We start from the raw sequence: 20244 nt of genomic DNA, 5'->3' as shown, positions 1-20244 counted from the left end.
ACGAAACCAGTGACGTTGTTGTGAACAACATCTTTCCATATGTGTGTAATCAGGACGCCAATCCCGACACCTGATTTTGCAGGTGCGCCGCCATTTTATTACTGTGGATTCATCCAGCAACAGACATCGAAAGAAACTGGAAAGCGCCTCGCAAAATTCCTCTGCGGCCTGATGCCCTCACTCCGGCCCTCTCCCACAGGGAGAGGGAGCAAACAATAAAAAACGGCAACCGAAGTTGCCGTTTTGCTTTTACCTTACTACTCAGTGAGCCGCTTCCGGCTTGTGCTTCGCCGCACTCTGGAAGTCGTACGTCAGCTCGTTCTTCGCCTGATCCAGCGCCACGGTCACCTGACCGCCGTCCACCAGCGAGCCAAACAGCAGCTCGTTCGCCAGCGGTTTCTTCAGGTTGTCCTGAATCACACGCGCCATCGGACGGGCACCCATCGCACGGTCGTAGCCTTTCTCAGCCAGCCAGTTGCGGGCCTCCTGACTCACTTCAAGCGATACGCCTTTCTGGTCCAGCTGTACCTGCAACTCGACGATGAACTTATCCACCACCTGATGGATCACCTCGGTAGACAGGTGATCGAACCAGATAATGTTGTCCAGACGGTTACGGAACTCCGGCGTAAAGATCTTCTTGATCTCTTCCATCGCATCGGTGCTGTTGTCCTGATGGATCAGGCCGATGGATTTACGCTCGGTTTCACGCACACCGGCGTTGGTGGTCATCACCAGCACCACGTTGCGGAAGTCCGCCTTGCGCCCGTTGTTGTCGGTCAGCGTCCCGTTGTCCATCACCTGCAGCAGGATGTTGAACACATCCGGGTGCGCTTTCTCGATTTCATCGAGCAGCAGTACCGCGTGCGGATGCTTGATCACCGCGTCGGTGAGCAGGCCGCCCTGGTCAAAGCCCACGTAGCCCGGAGGCGCACCAATCAAACGGCTGACGGTGTGGCGCTCCATATACTCGGACATATCAAAGCGCAGCAGCTCAATGCCCAGCGCTTTGGAGAGCTGAACCGTCACCTCGGTTTTCCCGACGCCGGTTGGGCCAGCGAACAGGAAGGACCCGACAGGCTTGTGCTCATGCCCCAGCCCGGCGCGGGCCATCTTGATCGCTTCGGTTAAGGCTTCAATAGCTTTATCCTGACCAAAGACCAGCATTTTCAGGCGATTGCCGAGGGTGCGCAGCGTGTCGCGGTCACTCTGAGAGACGCTCTTCTCAGGAATACGTGCGATACGGGCCACCACGGACTCAATATCCGCCACGTTAACCGTTTTCTTACGCTTGCTGGCCGGCATCAGGCGCGCTCGCGCCCCTGCTTCATCAATCACGTCAATCGCCTTATCCGGCAGATGACGATCGTTGATGTATTTCACCGCCAGCTCCACCGCCGCACGGACCGCTTTCGCGGTGTAACGCACGTCGTGGTGCGCTTCATACTTCGGCTTCAGACCGTTGATGATCTGCACCGTTTCCTCAACGGACGGTTCGGTCACGTCAATTTTCTGGAAGCGGCGCGCCAGCGCACGGTCTTTTTCGAAGATGTTGCTGAACTCCTGGTAGGTAGTGGAGCCAATCACGCGGATCTTGCCGCTGGAGAGCAGCGGTTTGATCAGGTTAGCGGCATCCACCTGGCCACCGGACGCCGCACCTGCGCCGATGATGGTGTGGATCTCATCGATAAACAGAATGCTGTTGGTGTCCTGCTCCAGCTGTTTTAACAGCGCCTTGAAGCGTTTTTCAAAATCGCCGCGGTATTTGGTGCCCGCCAGCAGCGAGCCAATATCCAGCGAGTAGATGGTGCAATCGGCAATCACTTCCGGCACGTCGCCCTGCACAATGCGCCAGGCCAGACCTTCCGCAATCGCGGTTTTCCCCACGCCTGACTCACCCACCAGCAGCGGGTTGTTTTTGCGGCGACGGCACAGCACCTGGATCGCGCGCTCCAGCTCTTTATCGCGGCCAATCAGCGGGTCGATACCGCCAACGCGAGCAAGCTGGTTAAGATTGGTGGTGAAGTTTTCCATACGATCCTCCCCGCCTGCTTGCTCTTCATTGTTATTGACCTGATTGCTGGAATCCGATGCCTGGTTAGGCTCGTCTTTGCGCGTTCCGTGAGAAATAAAGTTCACCACGTCGAGTCGGCTGACTTCGTGTTTGCGCAGCAGGTAGGCCGCCTGTGACTCCTGCTCGCTGAAGATGGCGACCAGGACGTTTGCGCCAGTCACTTCGCTACGTCCGGAAGACTGGACGTGGAATACCGCGCGCTGCAGCACGCGCTGGAAGCTGAGCGTCGGCTGCGTGTCGCGCTCCTCTTCACTGGCTGGCAGCACCGGTGTGGTTTGTTCGATGAAGGCTTCGAGTTCCTGACGTAGCGCCACCAGATCCACGGAGCAGGCTTCCAGCGCTTCGCGGGCAGATGGGTTGCTAAGCAGTGCGAGCAGTAAATGCTCGACGGTCATAAACTCATGTCGGTGCTCACGCGCTCTGGCGAAAGCCATGTTTAAACTGAGTTCCAGTTCTTGATTGAGCATAGGCACCTCCCCCAATTTTATGCCTTATCAGGCCTTTTCCAGCGTACACAGCAACGGATGCTCGTTCTCCCTCGCATAGTCGTTCACCATCGCCACTTTGGTTTCCGCCACTTCTGCCGTAAAGATGCCGCAGATGGCTTTGCCTCGATAATGAACGGTAAGCATCAGTTGCGTTGCACGTTCTACATCATAAGAAAAGAACTTTTGTAGCACGTCAATAACAAATTCCATCGGCGTGTAATCATCGTTCATTAACATAACTTTATACATAGATGGCGGTTTTAGCGCGTCACGCACTTTATCTTCCGCCAGCTGGTCAAAATCCAGCCAGTCGTTGGTCTTACCCATTTTGCATAACCACTTTGAATCTACCTCAGATGTTAGATAACAATCATCTATTACTGTCATCCGCGATGTCTGTCACAAACCGTTGCAATAGCGTTAACTGCTTCAAACTTTGGTTGATTATTGTCCCATCTCCAGCGCCAAACGCTTGACGACGTCTTTCGTTTCTCTAAATTGTACAAGCGTGAGATGGCGAGGTTTTGAACAGCCCCCACTCCACCACCGGTTCATTCCATCTTAACTTATAAGATTTACGAAGGATGTCGAAGCATGGAAATGGGTACTGTTAAGTGGTTCAACAACGCCAAAGGGTTTGGCTTCATCTGCCCCGAAGGCGGCGGCGAGGATATCTTCGCTCACTATTCCACCATTCAGATGGATGGTTACAGAACGCTCAAAGCCGGGCAGTCCGTCCGGTTCGATGTACACCAGGGACCAAAAGGCAATCATGCAAGCCTTATCGTACCCATTGAAGCAGAGACGGTTGCATAGCGCTCTGTTTTATTGTGTACATCCCGCAGTCAAAATGCCAGCCCGATCGGCTGGCATTTTTATTTTCGGGTTATTCCCGAGCCAGCGCATCCACCGGATCCAGCCGCGCCGCGTTGCGGGCGGGGAGCCAGCCAAACAAAATGCCGGTAAAGGTCGAACATAAAAATGCGGTAATAATGGCGACCGGCGAGAAACCAATCTCCCACCCGGGTAAAAAGAGCTGGAGCGCGAACGCAATCATCATCGAGAGCGCAATCCCCATCGCCCCGCCGACCAGGCACACCAGCACAGCCTCAATCAGAAACTGTTGCAGTACATCACTGGCTCTGGCCCCGACCGCCATGCGGATGCCAATCTCCCGGGTACGTTCCGTGACCGACACCAGCATGATATTCATCACCCCGATGCCGCCGACGACCAGCGAGATCACCGCCACCAGCGTGAGGAACAGCTGAAGAGTACGTGTGGTCTTTTCAGCCGTTTTCAAGAGGCCGTCCATGTTCCAGGTGAAGAAATCCTTCTTCCCGTGGCGCAACGTGAGCAACCGCTCAAGCTGCTGTTCGGCCAGCGCGCTGTCGTAGCCCTCCTTCACGCGCACGGTGATGGAGTTGAGCCATGACTGCCCCATGATCCGCCCGGAAATCGTTGTGTAGGGCAACCAGACGCGCAGGATCTTGCTGCTGCCAAACATCGACTGTTTCTCTTCCGCCACACCAATGACCGTGGCAGGCATGTTGCCGACCAGGATCACTTCACCGACCACATTGGCTTTATTAGGGAAGAGTTGCCTGCGCGAGTTCGCGTCCAGCACCACCACCTGCGCCCTGCCCGCCAGCTGTTCGGCATTAAAGGTCGCCCCTTCGCTGAAGGTCATGCCGTAGACGTTGAAGTAGTCCCCGCTGACGCCGTTGGCGCTGGCGGCAACGTCAACATTCCCTACCCGCAGACGCAGGTTTTGCGAAACGGCTGGCGTGGCGGAATTTACCCACGGCTGCTTCTGAATCGCTGCCAGATCGTCATACTTTAGCGCCTGCTGATACTGCGGTTCGTCGTCGCCAAAGTCCTTGCCGGGATAGACATCAATGGTGTTGGTGCCGATGGCGCGAATATCGGCCAGCACCAGCTGCTTGGCGGCGTCGCCCACCACCACAATCGAGACCACCGAGGCGATACCGATGATAATCCCGAGCATGGTCAGCAGGGTGCGCATTTTGTTAGCCGCCATCGCCAGCCAGGCCATGTTCAGCGCTTCACGAAAGCCGCTGGAAAATTGTCCCCAGCCGGTTGAGGCTGGCAGCGCTTCTTTCGGGGCTGCCGCTCTGGACGCACGTGGCGGCGGGTTGCTGACCAGCTCACCGTCGTGGATCTCAATAATGCGTTCCGCCTGCGCCGCCACCTGCGGATCGTGGGTAACGATGATCACCGTGTGCCCCTGATCGCGAAGCTGGTGGAGGATCGCCATCACCTCTTCACCGGAATGGCTGTCGAGCGCCCCGGTGGGTTCATCCGCGAGGATCACCTGCCCGCCATTCATCAGTGCGCGAGCAATACTCACGCGCTGCTGCTGGCCACCGGACAGCTGCGACGGCTGGTACTCCACGCGTTCAGCCAGCCCGAGACGTGTTAATAGCGTCTTCGCACGCTCAAGACGTTTCTTCCGCTCCACGCCTGCATAGACGGCGGGCACTTCGACGTTTTGCGCCGCGTTCAGGTGTGAGAGCAGGTGGTAACGCTGGAAGATAAAACCAAAATGTTCCCGGCGCAGCTTCGCCAGCGCGTCGCCGTCGAGCGTGGAGACATCCGTCCCGGCCACGCGATAGGTCCCGCTGGTGGGTTTATCCAGGCAGCCGAGAATGTTCATCAGCGTCGATTTACCGGAACCTGACGCACCGACAATCGCCACCATCTCGCCCGCCTCCACGCGCAGGGAGATGCCTTTCAGCACCTCCACCGGACCATCGCCCGACGGATAGCTGCGACGGATATCCTTCAGCTCAAGCAGCGCGGTCATTTCGCAGCTCCGGGCAGGTTTTCGCTGACAACAACCTCCTCCCCCTCTTCCAGCCCTTTCACCACCACCACATCGGTATCATTACGCGCGCCAATCACCACTTCGCGATCGCGCGTCTCGCCGTTGCGCAGCACTTTCACTTTATAGCGATTGTCCCCGGCGGACTCGCCCAGCGCGGAGAGCGGAATGGTCAGCACGTTCTTCACGCCGGTCAGCTGGATATGCACCTGCGCGGTCATGTCCAGACGCAGCACGCCCTGCGGGTTTGGTACCTCAAAACGGGCGTAGTAAAAGATAGCGTCGTTAACCTTTTCCGGCGTCGGCAGAATGTCTTTCAGCACGCCTTCATAGCGCGTCTGCGGGTCGCCAAGCACGGTAAACCAGGCGTTCTGCCCCGGTTTCAGATGGATCACATCCGCCTCGGAAACCTGCGCTTTGACCAGCATAGTGCTCATATCCGCCAGCGTCAGAATGTTAGGCGCCTGCTGGGCGGCAATTACCGTCTGCCCCTGCAGCGTGGTGATCTGGGTGACTTCACCGGCCATCGGCGCAACGATTTGCGTGTAGTCGAGGTTGGTTTTCGCCGTGTCCAGCGAGGCCTGATTGCGTTTGATTTGTGCGTCGATGGTGCCAATCTGCGCCTGCTTGACCGCCAGCTCCGTCGTGGCAGTATCTAAATCCTGCTTCGAAATGGCCTGGGTTTTTGCCAGCGCCTGCTGACGGGTCAGCGTGACCTGGGCCAGATTACGTTCAGCCAGCGCCTGAGCACGCTGGGCGCGCAGCTCCATCAGCGTGGCTTCCACCTCGCGGATCTGGTTCTCAGCCTGTTCAGGATCGATAACACCCAGCAGCTGGCCTTTTTTTACCTTGTCGCCGATCTCTACCGACAGCGTTTTCAGCTGACCGCTGACCTGAGCGCCAACGTCAACCTTGCGCAATGCATCAAGCTTGCCCGTCGCCAGGACGTTTTGCTGCAGTTCGCCGGGGCGAACGATCAGCGTCTGATACTGCGGCACCGGCGCATTCAGCACCTGCCATAGCCAGTATCCACCGGCTAAAACCACGACCGCCAGCAGCAGAAACAGCGTTCTGCGTTTTCCCTTGAGGTTCATAAATATTCCAATTAAATGTTCTGGCAATGATAAAGGTTGATTCTAACTAAACGACTCTTCAACGAAACCCCTGTTCTCCGAAATCGCCCCAATTTGTTTACGAGACGTTGACATTTCCCCTGCTGAAATAGCGATATTCCAAAAGGATCAGGATCTACCATGTCTTCTATCGTCGATACATCACTTTCAAACCTGCCGCAGCCAAAATCCGGCTGGCAGCTCTTCAAAAGCCTGGCTTTCGGTGAGATCGCGCCAGGGCTGGCATGGGAAAAAACCGCCTACCGGCGTAAGTTCATGCTGCGCTCGCTGGCGACACCGCTCAGCACCGCTCGCCTGCTGTCTGCGCTGGCAAAGCATCCGCACCTGATGCAAATGCTCCAGGTTCAGCCGGGGCTACCCTGCCGCCTGCATCGCCCGTGGTTGACCGTCAATATGAATCGACAGCGTACGCTGGAATCGCTGTCCTGGCATTATCAGGTCATGTCTCGCCAGCTGCCGCCGACGCTGATAAATGGCTACCTTTCAAAGCACGGCGTGACGCTGCTGACCTTAACCGGAAAAGATGAACAGCGCTTTACCGTTCGTCTGTGCGCCGATGCGTTTATGGATAAAGAGGGAGAAGCGACCCTCATTTTCTGTGACGATCAAAACACCGCGCTGGCGGAGATGACTTTTACGCTCTGCCCGTTTGAGGGAAAATCGACGCTGTTCATTGGCGGTTTGCAGGGCGCAAAGGCGCATGTTCCCCATGAGTTGATCCAGGGTGCGACAAAGGCCTGCCACGGGCTGTTCCCGAAACGTCTGCTGGTCGAGGCCGCCATGACGCTCGGCGCCGCGTTCCCGGTAGAGCAAATTGTCGCCGTCAGTAACGACACCCATATTTATCGCAGCTGGCGCTACCGCAAGAAAAAAGAGGGAAAACTGCTGGCTGATTATGACAGCTTCTGGCTCTCCCTCGGCGGTGAAAAGCAGGATAGCGGTAACTTTATGCTGCCGCTTGTCATGCCGCGTAAACCGATGGAAGAGATCGCGAGCAAAAAACGTTCCGAATATCGCCGTCGCTACGAACTGCTGGACAGCCTGATTCAGCAGGTGAATCAGGCGACCCGGGGTTAATCCGCCCTCCCGCGTGCCAGCCACAGCACGCGGGAGAACATCTTCCTCAGCAGAGTGGGCACCGCCTCCACGCCCCGCCTTCCCGCTTCCGTCGCCACTTCAATGGCGAGATCCGGTTTTGACGAACGGTGTATCGCTTTGGCGATCACGCGGCGCATGTTCATCGGAACATCGACTGGCACCATCGCAATGCGGTGGAACACATCGTCAAACCCCTGACGATACATAAAGTGCTCCATGTCCATCGCGGGGAGCATGGTTAAATGGTCGCGCTCTTCTTCCCGTTCATTATTCAGCAGGCTACGCACGGTCGAGGCATACTTTTTACCCGCCTCGTCACCGTCCACCAGCACATGCCATTCAATACCCATCCGGCGGGCAAATTTTATCAGCGGTTTTAATCCCGACTGGGCAAATTCGATCACCTTAATGCCTTCCGCATCAAAATGGTGCCCACACTGGCGCGCCAGTTCGTTGATGACCCAGGTCTCCGTTTCCCCTTCCACCAGCAGCCAACACCGGGCAAAAAGTGACGACGCGCGATTAAAACGAATATGAAACGCGATGCGCCGCCCGTCTTCGGCATTTAAACCGCCAGGCCCGAGACGGTACGCGGAGACCCGCGAAGACTCGCGCACCAGACGGCAGATATTCTCAACCGGCGTCATGGATAATAGCTCACCAGAATTGGTGGTCGTAATACGCTGGAGCGGCAGCAAATTCAGCAGATGCCACGCCACCGAGAGCATGATGGGGTGAAGCCGCGTTTCAGGATCTTCCACCAGCAGCAACGGGCGGGCATCCCGGTCAAGACGCACGGTGCCTTTAGCCTGCAAAAGTGTTGAAAACAGCCCCAGCAGAATCACCCGATGGGTACGACCGCCGGGCCGGTCGATCATCCGGTTGATGATGTCGAGATAGCGCCAGCTGCGTTGTTCATCATGAGAGCGACGGCGCATCAGCCGGTGGCGCGACTCCGATGTCCCCTGCTCGGAAAAATAGTGCTCCAGCAGTTGTACCATCGCGGACAACCCCTGGCGAATCTGACCATCGGTCAGGTTTTGCGGACGCGACACCAGCTCACGCGCCAGAAAATCCAGCTCGCGGGCGGTGACTTCCACCTCCGGCATATTCGGTACCGTGCCGTTACGGATACGCCGCATAAAGCGCGCATCACGCAACCGCAATACCGGCGTCAGGCGGGTCAGGTGGCGAGCCAAATCGTCGATGTTGTCCAGCGGGATCGGGTTGGCTTTTTCATCAAGAAACTCGCGCAGGGTCAGGACCCCTTCATTTTCCGCCATCTCGCCTTCCAGGCGATAGAAAATCCGGTGGAAATCATCGTCACAGGGCACCCAACAGGGTGACAGCGGGCGGAAGCGACGCACGCGGTGACGGCCTGGCTCGGATTCACGGAACGTCAGGATAATATGCAGGTGCTTCTCGCGTCCCGTCACGTCCCCGGGCGGGAACCAGAAATCGTCGTGGACAAAGTGATACAGATCGTCTTCGGGGGATAGCAGTAACGTCAGCGCATCGAGCAGGCTGGACTTACCCCACGCGTTCTCGCCGATCAGGACGTTGTTCTGCTCAAGCTGCAGCGACAGGCGGTTAATACCGCGAAACCCGACAATTTCCACACGTTCGAGAAGCATAAATCCCCCGCGAAATGAACACTTTTTCCTTTAAGTTATCAGCAGTATAGCGGGAGGAATCTTGTCACGACAGCATAACATTCACCCTGACAAGAATTGGTCTATGCTCTATTTACCGCTCATTTGAACAAGGAATGACATCACATTGCCTTAAATCAAATTTATCGAATTTATTTAAGTGGCGAAGGGATGTTGTTGGTTTCTAAAATACGGGCTCTTTGAGTCGTCATCCCTTTATGGCGATATATCCCGCCCGCGGGAAAGCGCGCGGAAATTATTTGAGGTGGTTATGTTTAGAAAATTGGCTGCAGAATGTTTTGGTACATTCTGGCTGGTATTTGGTGGCTGCGGTAGCGCCGTTCTGGCAGCAGCGTTCCCGGAATTAGGCATTGGTTTTGTCGGCGTCGCGCTGGCGTTTGGCTTAACCGTATTAACCATGGCCTTCGCCGTGGGGCATATTTCCGGTGGTCATTTTAACCCGGCTGTGACGTTAGGTTTATGGGCGGGCGGTCGTTTCCCTGCTAAAGACGTCATTGGCTACATCGTGGCGCAGGTGGTGGGCGGTATTATTGCGGCTGGCGTTCTGTACGTTATTGCCAGCGGTAAGGCCGGCTTTGACGCGGCCGCCAGCGGCTTCGCCTCAAACGGCTTTGGCGAACACTCGCCGGGCGGTTACTCCATGCTGTCTGCCATCGTGATTGAAATTGTGCTGACCGCGGGCTTCCTGCTGGTGATCCACGGCGCCACCGACAAACACGCGGCTGCTGGCTTTGCCCCGATTGCTATTGGTCTGGCGCTGACGCTTATCCACCTGATTTCAATTCCGGTCACCAACACCTCCGTTAACCCGGCACGCAGTACCGCCGTCGCCATCTTCCAGGGCGGCTGGGCGCTTGAGCAGCTGTGGCTGTTCTGGGTGATGCCAATTATCGGCGGTATTCTGGGCGGCGTGCTGTATCGTACCCTGCTGGAAAAACGCGATTAATCTTTCCCTCCCTCTCCCTGTGGGAGAGGGCCGGGGTGAGGGCAACAGGCCGCACATACAAGCCGGGTAAGGCGTAGCCGCCACCCGGCTTTCTTTTGCCGCTTTACTGAATAGCCTTTATTGGGTAGTGTCTCTGGCGCTCAACAGACACTCAAAAGGACCGGCTGTTCATGTTTTCAGGACTCCTCATTATTCTGCTGCCCCTGATTGCGGGCTACCTTATTCCGCTGCGTCAGGAATCCGCATTACGGCTTATCAACCGTTTTCTCAGCGGGATTGTTTACCTCATTCTTTTCTTTATGGGGATCAGCCTGGCCTTCCTGGATAACCTGTCCGCGAATTTACTCTCCATTTTGCATTATTCAGCCGTCACGGTTACGGTTATTTTGCTGTGCAATATTGCCGCACTGCTGTGGCTGGAACGCACCATTCCCTGGAAAAACCATCACCACCAGGAAAAGCTGCCCTCCCGTATTGCGATGGCACTTGAGTCATTAAAACTCTGCGGCGTCGTGGTGCTCGGTTTTCTTCTGGGTCTCACCGGATGGGCATTTTTACAGCACGCGACAGAAGCCAGTGAATATACCCTGATCTTCCTGCTGTTCCTGATTGGTATCCAGCTGCGAAATAACGGCATGACCCTGAAACAGATTGTTTTGAACCGTCGGGGAATGATTATTGCCGTAATGGTTGTCGCCAGCTCAATGGTGGCGGGTGTGATTAATGCTTTTATTCTCGATCTGCCGCTGAAAACCGGCCTGGCAATGGCCTCCGGATTTGGCTGGTACTCCCTTTCCGGTATTCTGCTGACTGAATCATTCGGTCCGGTGATCGGCAGCGCCGCCTTCTTTAACGATCTGGCGCGTGAGCTGATTGCCATTATGCTGATCCCGGGGCTGGTTCGCCGCAGTCGCTCTACCGCACTGGGTCTGTGCGGCGCAACGTCGATGGACTTTACCCTGCCGGTACTTCAGCGCTCAGGCGGGCTGGAAATGGTGCCGGCAGCCATCGTGCACGGCTTTATTTTGAGTTTGCTGGTTCCCATTCTGATGGCGTTCTTCTCTGCCTGATACTTCTTTGGCGGTAGGGTGCCTGCCGCCAAAATTGCGCTAAATCAATCTCCCTCTATTTTGTAGCAGAAAGCGCTTTTCACCGTTCTGGCACAGGCATAATCTTAAACATGTATATCAAATATAACTTTAACAGGTGTGATTATGTTTTGTGTGCAATGTGAACAAACCATCCGTACCCCGGCAGGCAATGGCTGCTCTTACGCGCAGGGTATGTGCGGCAAAACCGCAGAAACATCAGACCTGCAGGACCTGCTGATTGCTGCCCTGCAAGGCCTTTCCGCATGGGCATTCAAAGCCCGCGAATACGGCATCGTCGACCACTACGTCGACAGCTTCGCGCCGCGCGCATTCTTCTCTACGCTGACCAACGTTAACTTTGATTCCCCTCGCATCGTCGGCTATGCCCGTGAAGCTATCGCCCTGCGTGAAGCGCTGAAAGCGCAGTGCCTGAACGCTGATGCTAACGCTCGCGTGGACAACCCGATGTCAGAACTCCAGCTGGCGAGTGATGACCTGGGCGACCTCCAGCGTCAGGCGGCAGACTTTACCCCGAATAAAGACAAAGCGGCGATTGGCGAGAACATTCTCGGCCTGCGCCTGCTGTGCCTGTACGGTCTGAAAGGCGCAGCGGCGTATATGGAGCACGCGCACGTTCTCGGTCAGTACGACAACGATATCTACGCGCAGTACCACAAAATCATGGCGTGGCTGGGTACCTGGCCTGCCGATATGAACGCCCTGCTTGAGTGCTCAATGGAAATCGGCCAGATGAACTTCCGCGTGATGAGCATTCTGGATGCCGGTGAAACCAGCACCTACGGCCACCCGACGCCAACGCAGGTCAACGTGAAGGCGACCGAGGGCAAATGTATCCTGATCTCCGGTCATGACCTGAAAGATCTCTACAACCTGCTGAAGCAGACTGAAGGCACTGGCGTCAACGTTTATACCCACGGTGAAATGCTGCCTGCACACGGCTACCCGGAGCTGCGTAAATTCAAACATCTGATCGGTAACTACGGCAGCGGCTGGCAGAACCAGCAGGTGGAGTTCGCCCGCTTCCCTGGCCCTATCGTGATGACCTCTAACTGCATCATCGACCCTACCGTGGGCGCGTATGACGACCGCATCTGGACCCGCAGCATCGTCGGCTGGCCGGGCGTGAGCCACCTCGAAGGCGACGATTTCGGTCCGGTTATTGCCCAGGCGCAGCAGATGGCGGGCTTCCCGTACAGCGAAATTCCGCATCTGATCACCGTCGGCTTCGGCCGTGAAACCCTGCTCGGCGCCGCAGATTCGCTGATCGATCTCGTCAGCCGTGAAAAGCTGCGCCACATCTTCCTCGTCGGCGGCTGCGACGGCGCGCGCGGTGAGCGTAACTACTTCACCGATTTCGCCACCAGCGTACCGGACGATTGCCTGATCCTGACCCTGGCGTGCGGTAAATACCGTTTCAACAAGCTGGACTTTGGCAATATCGAAGGTCTGCCGCGCCTGATCGATGCGGGCCAGTGTAACGATGCTTACTCGGCCATTATTCTGGCGGTTACCCTGGCGGAGAAACTGGGCTGTGGCGTGAACGATCTGCCGCTGTCGCTGGTGCTTTCGTGGTTTGAGCAGAAAGCGATCGTCATCCTGCTGACCCTGCTCTCTCTGGGCGTGACCAACATCGTGACCGGCCCGACCGCGCCAGGCTTCCTGACTCCGGACCTGCTGGCCGTGCTGAACGAAAAATTCGGCCTGCGCTCCGTCACCAACGTTGAAGATGATATGAAGCAGCTGCTGAGCGCGTAAGGAGTTATTCATGACCATGCCAACCTCACAATGTCCGTGGCGGATGCAGGTTCATCACATCCACCAGGAGACGCCGGATGTGTGGACGCTCTCACTGATTTGCCACGATTACTATCCGTACCGTGCCGGTCAATATGCGCTGGTCAGTGTCCGCCATTCGGCGGACACCCTGCGTGCCTACACGATCTCCTCAACGCCGGGCGTGAGCGAATACATCACGCTTACCATTCGCCGTATTGATGACGGTGCCGGCTCGCAGTGGCTGACCCGTGACGTGAAGCGCGGAGACTATATCTGGCTGTCAGACGCCCAGGGCGATTTCACCTGTGACGACAAGGCGGAAGATAAATTCCTGCTGCTGGCGGCGGGCTGTGGCGTCACGCCGATTATGTCCATGCGCCGCTGGCTGGCGAAAAACCGTCCGCAGGCCGACGTGCAGGTGATCTTTAGCGTTCGCTCTCCGGAAGATGTCATTTTTGCCGAGGAGTGGCGTAATTATCCGGTAACACTGGTGGCAGAACACAATGCGGTCCACGGTTTTGTGCCCGGTCGTCTGAGCCGCGAGCTGCTGCAAAGCGTGCCGGATATTGCGCACCGTACCGTGATGACCTGCGGCCCGGCGCCTTACATGGATATCGTCGAGAAAGAAGTGAAGGCGCTTGGCGTGACCCGCTTCTTCAAGGAGCAGTTCTTCACGCCGGTAGCGGAGGCGGCAACCAGCGGGATTCAGTTTACTAAGCTACAGCCTGCGCAGACCTTCTTTGGCCGCGTGGGAACGACTTTGCTGGAGGCACTCGAAAGCAATAAAGTACCGGTAGTGGTCGCCTGTCGTGCGGGCGTATGCGGTTGCTGTAAGACGAAAGTGGTTTCAGGTGAGTACACTGTCACCAGCACCATGACGCTGTCCGACGCGGAAATTGCCGAAGGTTACGTGCTGGCGTGCTCATGCCATCCGCAGGGGGATCTGGTCCTCGCATAATCTTACGCGGTGCCCCTGTTTTTGCCGGGTGGCACTGCGTTTACCCGGCCTACCTTGTAGGGGCTGGACGTCGTAGGCCCGGTAAGCGCTAGCGCCACCGGGCTTTTTTGTCGGGCGGCACATTGTTTACCCGATCGACAACAGCCTCAACGCCACGCCGGTGCTTTCCCCAGCGCAAACCGCCCAGCCCCTAAAAATGCCACCGCCAGCGAGCCAATAAAGAAGTACACCAGGCTTTCAATCGCCCATGCTCCAACCTTATCGAGGGCGAACGTTTCACCCATTCCTACCATAAGCCATGCCACAATCATCGTAAACGCCAGCATCAGCGCGGCCGGGCGCGTAAAGAGCCCGACAATAATCAACATCGGTGCCACCACTTCGCCAATCAACACGCCATAAGCGATAAACCCCGGCAACCCTTTTTCCACCAGCATGCCGCTGATAAAGCCCACGCCGCCGAATAACTTGTGCAAACCGTGAAAGAGCATCAACCCACCGACGGCAAGTCGTAACAAGAGTTTGCCAAGATCGTCGCACGATAGCTTTTCATTAACAGCAATTAACAATGATTTAACCATTTGAAATGATTCCTGTTTTCACCTGAGTCAGCACCAGATCATGCCGAATTATCGCGCAAGGAAACCCTGTTAATTGAGGGGTGTTGAGCAGGCAATACAGCGACTTTCTTCTAAGCTTGTAAGCGATATCACAAAAAGGAGAAGGACACCCATGAAACAAACCGTGGCTGCATATATAGCGAAAACCCTGGAACAGGCTGGCGTGAAACGTATCTGGGGCGTAACCGGCGATTCCCTGAACGGACTGAGCGACAGCCTTAACAAAATGAAAACCATTGAATGGATGCCGACCCGCCATGAAGAGGTCGCCGCATTTGCCGCGGGAGCCGAAGCGCAGCTCACCGGTGAACTGGCCGTGTGTGCAGGCTCGTGCGGGCCAGGTAACCTGCATCTGATCAACGGTCTGTTTGACTGCCACCGTAACCACGTGCCGGTGCTGGCGATTGCCGCCCATATCCCCTCTTCCGAAATCGGTAGCGGCTATTTTCAGGAGACGCATCCGCAGGAGCTGTTCCGTGAATGCAGCCACTATTGCGAACTGGTTTCATCCCCGGAGCAGATCCCGCAGGTTCTGGCAATCGCCATGCGCAAGGCGGTGCTGAACCGCGGCGTGTCGGTGGTCGTTATCCCGGGTGATGTGGCCCTCAAGTCCGCACCAGAAGGGGCCAGCACCCACTGGTATCACGCCCCGCAGCCTGTGGTGACGCCTGCGGAAGAAGAACTGAAAAAGCTGGCGCAGCTGCTGCGTTACTCCAGCAATATTGCCCTGATGTGCGGTAGCGGCTGCGCGGGCGCGCACAAAGAGCTACTTGAATTCGCGGGTAAACTAAAAGCCCCCATTGTTCACGCCCTGCGCGGCAAAGAGCACGTCGAGTACGACAACCCCTACGATGTGGGAATGACCGGGCTGATCGGTTTCTCCAGCGGGTTCCACACCATGATGAACGCCGACACGCTGATTTTACTCGGTACCCAGTTCCCTTACCGCGCGTTTTACCCGACGGATGCCAAAATCATTCAGATCGATATCAATCCGGCCAGCATCGGCGCGCACAGCAAGGTGGATATGGCGCTGGTAGGCGATATCAAATCCACCCTGGCCGCCCTGCTGCCGCTGCTCGAGGAGAAAACGGATCGCGCGTTTCTTGATAAAGCCCTCAGTGACTACCGCGATGCCCGTAAGGGGCTGGACGATCTCGCCAAACCAAGCGACAAAGCCATCCACCCGCAGTACCTGGCACAGCAGATCAGTCATTTCGCTGACGACGACGCCATTTTTACCTGCGACGTCGGCACGCCAACCGTCTGGGCAGCACGCTACCTGAAGATGAACGGCAAACGCCGCCTGCTGGGTTCGTTCAACCACGGCTCGATGGCCAACGCCATGCCCCAGGCGCTGGGCGCAAAAGCGACGGCACCGGAACGTCAGGTGGTGGCCATGTGCGGCGACGGCGGGTTTAGCATGCTCATGGGTGATTTCCTCTCCGTGGTACAGATGAAGCTGCCGCTCAAAATCGTGGTCTTCAACAACAGCGTACTGGGCTTTGTGGCGATGGAGATGAAGGCCGGTGGTTATCTGACGGACGGTACCGAACTGCATGACACCAACTTCGCGCGCATTGCCGAGGCGTGCGGCATCACCGGTATTCGCGTGGAAAAAGCGTCTGACGTGGATGAAGCCCTGCAGCGCGCCTTCTCTATCGACGGTCCGGTGCTGGTGGATGTGGTAGTCGCCAAAGAAGAGCTGGCTATTCCACCGCAAATCAAGCTGGAACAGGCGAAAGGTTTTAGCCTCTATATGCTGCGCGCCATCATCAGCGGCCGCGGTGATGAAGTGATCGAACTGGCAAAAACCAACTGGCTCAGGTAAAACATTTCACGTGACCTCTTAAAATAAAGGGATGTGAAATGATTGATTTGCGTAGTGATACCGTTACCCGCCCAAGCCGTGCCATGCTCGAAGAGATGATGGCCGCCCCGGTCGGGGACGACGTCTACGGCGATGACCCGACGGTCAACGCGTTACAGCGCTATGCGGCAGAGCTGAGTGGCAAGGAGGCCGCGCTGTTCCTGCCGACCGGCACGCAGGCGAACCTCGTGGCGCTGCTCAGCCACTGCGAGCGCGGCGAAGAGTATATTGTCGGCCAGGGCGCGCATAACTATCTCTACGAAGCCGGCGGTGCGGCGGTGCTCGGCAGCATCCAGCCGCAGCCGATTGACGCCGCGCCGGACGGTACACTCCCGCTCGATAAGGTCGCGGCAAAAATCAAAGCCGACGATATTCATTTCGCCCGCACGAAACTGCTCAGTCTGGAAAATACCCACAACGGTAAAGTGCTGCCGCGCGAGTACCTGAAAGCGGCGTGGGACTTCACCCGCGAGCGCAAGCTCGGCCTGCACGTTGACGGTGCGCGCATTTTTAACGCCGTAGTGGCGTACGGCTGCGAGCTGAAAGAGATTACGCAATATTGCGACTCGTTCACCATTTGCCTCTCCAAAGGGCTGGGTACGCCGGTGGGTTCCCTGCTGGTCGGCAGTGCAGATTACATCAAGCGCGCCAACCGCTGGCGTAAGATGACCGGCGGCGGCATGCGCCAGGCGGGTATTCTGGCGGCGGCGGGTCTGTATGCTCTCAAAAATAACGTGGCGCGGCTGAAAGACGATCACGATAACGCCGCATGGATGGCCACACAGCTACGCGAGATCGGAGCGGACGTGATGCGCCACGACACCAACATGCTGTTCATTCGCGTGGGCGACGAGCATGCCGCTGCGCTGGGCGAATTTATGAAAGCGCGCGGCGTGCTGATCAACGCCTCTCCGGTGGTGCGTCTGGTCATGCACCTCGACGTGAATCGCGAACAGCTGGCAGAGGTGGTGAAACACTGGCAGGCGTTTTTACAGCGCTAAGGAGCCTCACGTGCCGCAACGCATTCTGGTGCTGGGCGCCAGCGGGTATATCGGTCAGCATCTCACCACGGCGTTGAGCCAGCGGGGACATCAGGTGCTGGCAGCGGCACGCAACACCGACCGCCTGCAAAAGCTGGCGTTGCCGGGCGTCACCTGCCACAACGTTGACCTCAACTGGCCGAAGACGCTTCCCGCGCTGCTGGAAGAGGTCGACACGCTTTACTACCTGGTCCACAGCATGGGCGAAGGCGGCGATTTTATCGCCCACGAGCGACAGGTGGCGTTGAACGTCCGCGATGCCCTGCTGCAAACGCCGGTGAAGCAGGTGATTTTTTTAAGTTCGCTACAGGCGCCTGAGAGCGAGCAGTCCGATCACCTGCGCGCGCGCCAGCTGACGGCGGACACCCTCCGCGGGGCGAATATCCCCGTCACCGAACTGCGCGCAGGGATCATCGTCGGCGCGGGCTCAGCCGCTTTTGAAGTGATGCGCGATATGGTCTACAACCTGCCGGTACTGACGCCGCCGCGCTGGGTCCGCTCGCGTACCACGCCGATTGCGCTGGCGAACTTGCTCCACTATCTGGTGGCATTGCTCGATCACCCGGCGGAGCAACACCGGGTGCTTGAAGCAGCAGGCCCTGAAGTGCTGAGCTATCAGCAGCAGTTCGAACATTTCATGCGCGTCAGCGGACGCCGCCGCTGGCTGCTCCCCATCCCCTTCCCGACCCGCTGGATCTCAGTCTGGTTTTTAAATGTGATCACCTCCGTGCCGCCGACCACCGCCAAAGCGCTGATTCAGGGTCTGAAACACGATCTGCTGGCGGACGATCGCGAGCTGCGCGCCTTAATCCCTCAGGATCTGATCCGGTTTGACGACGCGGTACGCAATACGCTGAAAGAAGAAGAGCAGCTGGTGAACTCCAGCGACTGGGGTTATGACGCGCAGGCCTTTGCCCGCTGGCGGCCGGAGTACGGTTATTACCCTAAACAGGCGGGCTGCACGGTAAAAACCTCTGCCAGCCTTGAGGCGCTGTGGGAAGTGGTGAACCAAATTGGCGGCAAAGAACGTTATTTCTTCGGCAATCTCCTCTGGCAAACGCGGGGGACAATGGATCTGCTGGTGGGGCACAGGCTGGCGAAAGGCCGCCCGGCGCGCCCGTATCTTGAGGTGGGCGACGCGGTGGACAGCTGGAAAGTGATCATCGTCGAGCCGGAAAAGCAGCTGGCGTTGTTGTTCGGTATGAAAGCGCCGGGGCTGGGGCGACTCTGCTTCACCCTCAAGGATAAAGGCGATCGCCGGGAACTGGACGTCCGCGCCTGGTGGCACCCGCACGGGATGCCGGGCCTTTTTTACTGGCTGTTCATGATCCCCGCCCATCTTTTTATCTTCCGGGGAATGGCGAAACGAATTGCGCAACTGGCAGAACAAAAAACGAAAATAACTCATTAAAACGCTTTTTCTTTCACCTTTCCCATTGCATAGCGCCGTAATTCACGAAAGAATGCGCACGAAATTCTTTTTCAACACAGTGGATTGATATGAAGGTACTGGTTACCGGGGCGACCAGCGGCTTAGGCCGAAATGCGGTCGAATTTCTGCGCAACAAGGGCATTAGCGTCAGGGCTACCGGTCGCAACGAGGCGATGGGAAAACTGCTGCAAAAAATGGGCGCAGAGTTCGTCCATGCCGACCTGACGGAGCTGGTCTCCTCGCAGGCGAAGGTGATGCTCGCCGGAATCGATACGCTGTGGCACTGCTCCAGTTTTACCTCTCCGTGGGGGACCCAGGAAGCCTTCGATCTCGCCAACGTGCGGGCCACCCGCCGTCTGGGCGAATGGGCCGTTGCCTGGGGGGTACGTAACTTTATTCATATCTCCTCCCCGTCGCTCTATTTCGACTATCATCACCATCGCGATGTGCAGGAAGATTTCCGTCCGGCACGCTTTGCCTGTGAATTTGCGCGCAGCAAGGCGGCCAGTGAAGAGGTGATCGACCTGCTGGCGCAGTCGAACCCGCACACCCGTTTTACGGTACTGCGTCCGCAGAGCCTGTTCGGACCGCACGACAAAGTGTTTATTCCGCGCCTGGCGCAGATGATGCATCACTACGGCAGCGTGCTGCTGCCGCGCGGTGGCGATGCGCTGGTGGATATGACCTATTACGAAAACGCCGTCCACGCCATGTGGCTGGCCAGCCAGCCGGACTGCGATAAGCTGATCTCTGGTCGCGCCTATAACATCACCAACGGCGAACCCTGTACGCTACGCAGCATTGTGCAGCGGCTGATTGATGAACTGCAGATCGACTGCCGCATCCGTTCTGTCCCCTACCCCATGCTTGACATGATTGCCCGCAGCATGGAGCGATTTGGCAGTAAAGCGGCCAAAGAACCTGCGCTGACGCATTACGGCGTCTCAAAACTCAACTTTGATTTCACGCTGAATATTTCACGCGCAGAGAACGAACTGGGGTATCGGCCAGTGGTGACGCTGGATGAAGGGATTATGCGCACGGCGGCGTGGTTACGGGATCACGGGAAACTTCACCGCTAGCCTGTTGCCCGGTGGCGGCTTCGCCTTACCGGGTCTACAACTGCACCGTACCGCTGGAAAGGGTGCAAAAACTAAAACGGCAACCTTTCGGTTGCCG

The 20244-nt window shown here is 57.1% G+C and carries 16 protein-coding genes; 10 read left to right on the top strand and 6 right to left on the bottom strand.

The features are described 5' to 3' along the window. Nucleotides 1-261: 261 nt before the first annotated feature. Nucleotides 262-2541 carry an ATP-dependent Clp protease ATP-binding subunit ClpA gene (gene clpA / locus ACOTYN_RS14870; RefSeq protein WP_014831269.1) on the bottom strand — a complete coding sequence of 760 codons (2280 nt, stop codon included), beginning with the start codon at nucleotides 2539-2541 and terminating at the stop codon, nucleotides 262-264. A gap of 27 nt (nucleotides 2542-2568) precedes the next feature. Further along, the gene (gene clpS / locus ACOTYN_RS14865) at nucleotides 2569-2889 is read right to left on the bottom strand and encodes an ATP-dependent Clp protease adapter ClpS (RefSeq protein WP_006174393.1); all 321 of its coding nucleotides are present in this window, start codon (nucleotides 2887-2889) and stop codon (nucleotides 2569-2571) included. A gap of 267 nt (nucleotides 2890-3156) precedes the next feature. On the opposite strand from clpS, the gene cspD reads away from it, so the two are divergent. After that, the gene (cspD, locus tag ACOTYN_RS14860) at nucleotides 3157-3378 is read left to right on the top strand and encodes a cold shock-like protein CspD (RefSeq protein ID WP_008499993.1); all 222 of its coding nucleotides are present in this window, start codon (nucleotides 3157-3159) and stop codon (nucleotides 3376-3378) included. A 70-nt stretch (nucleotides 3379-3448) separates the two neighbouring features. On the opposite strand, the gene macB is transcribed toward cspD, so the two are convergent. Both macB and macA read right to left on the bottom strand, forming a co-directional pair. After that, nucleotides 3449-5389 (bottom strand): macrolide ABC transporter ATP-binding protein/permease MacB, encoded by a 1941-nt coding sequence (macB, locus tag ACOTYN_RS14855; protein ID WP_071922426.1) that lies wholly within the window; start codon nucleotides 5387-5389, stop codon nucleotides 3449-3451. Then, the gene (gene macA / locus ACOTYN_RS14850; protein WP_071922427.1) at nucleotides 5386-6501 is read right to left on the bottom strand and encodes a macrolide transporter subunit MacA; all 1116 of its coding nucleotides are present in this window, start codon (nucleotides 6499-6501) and stop codon (nucleotides 5386-5388) included. Before macA ends, macB begins: the two co-directional genes overlap by 4 nt. A 159-nt stretch (nucleotides 6502-6660) precedes the next feature. Between macA and ACOTYN_RS14845 the strand changes: the two genes are divergently transcribed. After that, on the top strand, nucleotides 6661-7617 hold the full coding sequence (locus tag ACOTYN_RS14845) for a VirK/YbjX family protein (RefSeq protein ID WP_071922428.1): 957 nt from the start codon (nucleotides 6661-6663) through the stop codon (nucleotides 7615-7617). Here the strand turns inward: ACOTYN_RS14845 and ACOTYN_RS14840 are convergent. Further along, nucleotides 7614-9272: an ATP-dependent endonuclease gene (locus ACOTYN_RS14840; RefSeq protein WP_071922429.1), complete on the bottom strand. Its 1659-nt coding sequence runs from the start codon at nucleotides 9270-9272 to the stop codon at nucleotides 7614-7616. The two genes, ACOTYN_RS14845 and ACOTYN_RS14840, sit on opposite strands and share 4 nt — an antisense overlap. A gap of 289 nt (nucleotides 9273-9561) precedes the next feature. Between ACOTYN_RS14840 and aqpZ the strand changes: the two genes are divergently transcribed. The 4 genes from aqpZ (at nucleotide 9562) to hcr (ending at nucleotide 14103) form a co-directional block, all read left to right on the top strand. Further along, a complete protein-coding gene (gene aqpZ / locus ACOTYN_RS14835) occupies nucleotides 9562-10257 on the top strand; it encodes an aquaporin Z (protein WP_071922430.1) in 696 nt (231 codons plus the stop codon). Nucleotides 10258-10427: 170 nt separating this feature from the next. Then, entirely contained in the window at nucleotides 10428-11327 is a 900-nt protein-coding gene (locus tag ACOTYN_RS14830; protein WP_032637084.1) for a lysine exporter LysO family protein, read from the top strand. Between the two features lie 144 nt (nucleotides 11328-11471). After that, nucleotides 11472-13124, top strand: a complete 1653-nt coding sequence (hcp, locus tag ACOTYN_RS14825) for a hydroxylamine reductase (RefSeq protein ID WP_014883191.1) — start codon at nucleotides 11472-11474, stop codon at nucleotides 13122-13124. A 10-nt stretch (nucleotides 13125-13134) separates the two neighbouring features. After that, entirely contained in the window at nucleotides 13135-14103 is a 969-nt protein-coding gene (hcr, locus tag ACOTYN_RS14820) for an NADH oxidoreductase (protein WP_180253510.1), read from the top strand. A gap of 146 nt (nucleotides 14104-14249) precedes the next feature. Here hcr and ACOTYN_RS14815 read toward each other — a convergent pair whose 3' ends face one another. Next, a complete protein-coding gene (locus ACOTYN_RS14815; protein WP_023338201.1) occupies nucleotides 14250-14684 on the bottom strand; it encodes a DoxX family protein in 435 nt (144 codons plus the stop codon). 151 nt (nucleotides 14685-14835) lie between these two features. Between ACOTYN_RS14815 and poxB the strand changes: the two genes are divergently transcribed. The 4 genes from poxB to ACOTYN_RS14795 all read left to right on the top strand — a co-directional run bounded on the left by poxB (nucleotide 14836) and on the right by ACOTYN_RS14795 (nucleotide 20147). Next, a complete protein-coding gene (gene poxB / locus ACOTYN_RS14810) occupies nucleotides 14836-16554 on the top strand; it encodes a ubiquinone-dependent pyruvate dehydrogenase (RefSeq protein ID WP_023332523.1) in 1719 nt (572 codons plus the stop codon). A gap of 38 nt (nucleotides 16555-16592) precedes the next feature. Beyond that, the gene (gene ltaE, locus ACOTYN_RS14805; RefSeq protein WP_071922432.1) at nucleotides 16593-17594 is read left to right on the top strand and encodes a low-specificity L-threonine aldolase; all 1002 of its coding nucleotides are present in this window, start codon (nucleotides 16593-16595) and stop codon (nucleotides 17592-17594) included. Between the two features lie 10 nt (nucleotides 17595-17604). After that, nucleotides 17605-19044, top strand: coding sequence for an SDR family oxidoreductase (locus ACOTYN_RS14800; RefSeq protein WP_071922433.1), 1440 nt, complete (start codon nucleotides 17605-17607; stop codon nucleotides 19042-19044). Nucleotides 19045-19133: 89 nt separating this feature from the next. Next, on the top strand, nucleotides 19134-20147 hold the full coding sequence (locus ACOTYN_RS14795) for an NAD(P)-dependent oxidoreductase (protein WP_332958177.1): 1014 nt from the start codon (nucleotides 19134-19136) through the stop codon (nucleotides 20145-20147). Nucleotides 20148-20244: the final 97 nt, after the last annotated feature.

This window comes from Enterobacter cloacae complex sp. IR5458, assembly GCF_049238025.1.
In the GTDB taxonomy this organism is placed as follows: domain Bacteria; phylum Pseudomonadota; class Gammaproteobacteria; order Enterobacterales; family Enterobacteriaceae; genus Enterobacter; species Enterobacter kobei.
Note: the sequence above shows the minus strand (reverse complement) of the source record. Positions and strands in the feature narration are given on the sequence as shown.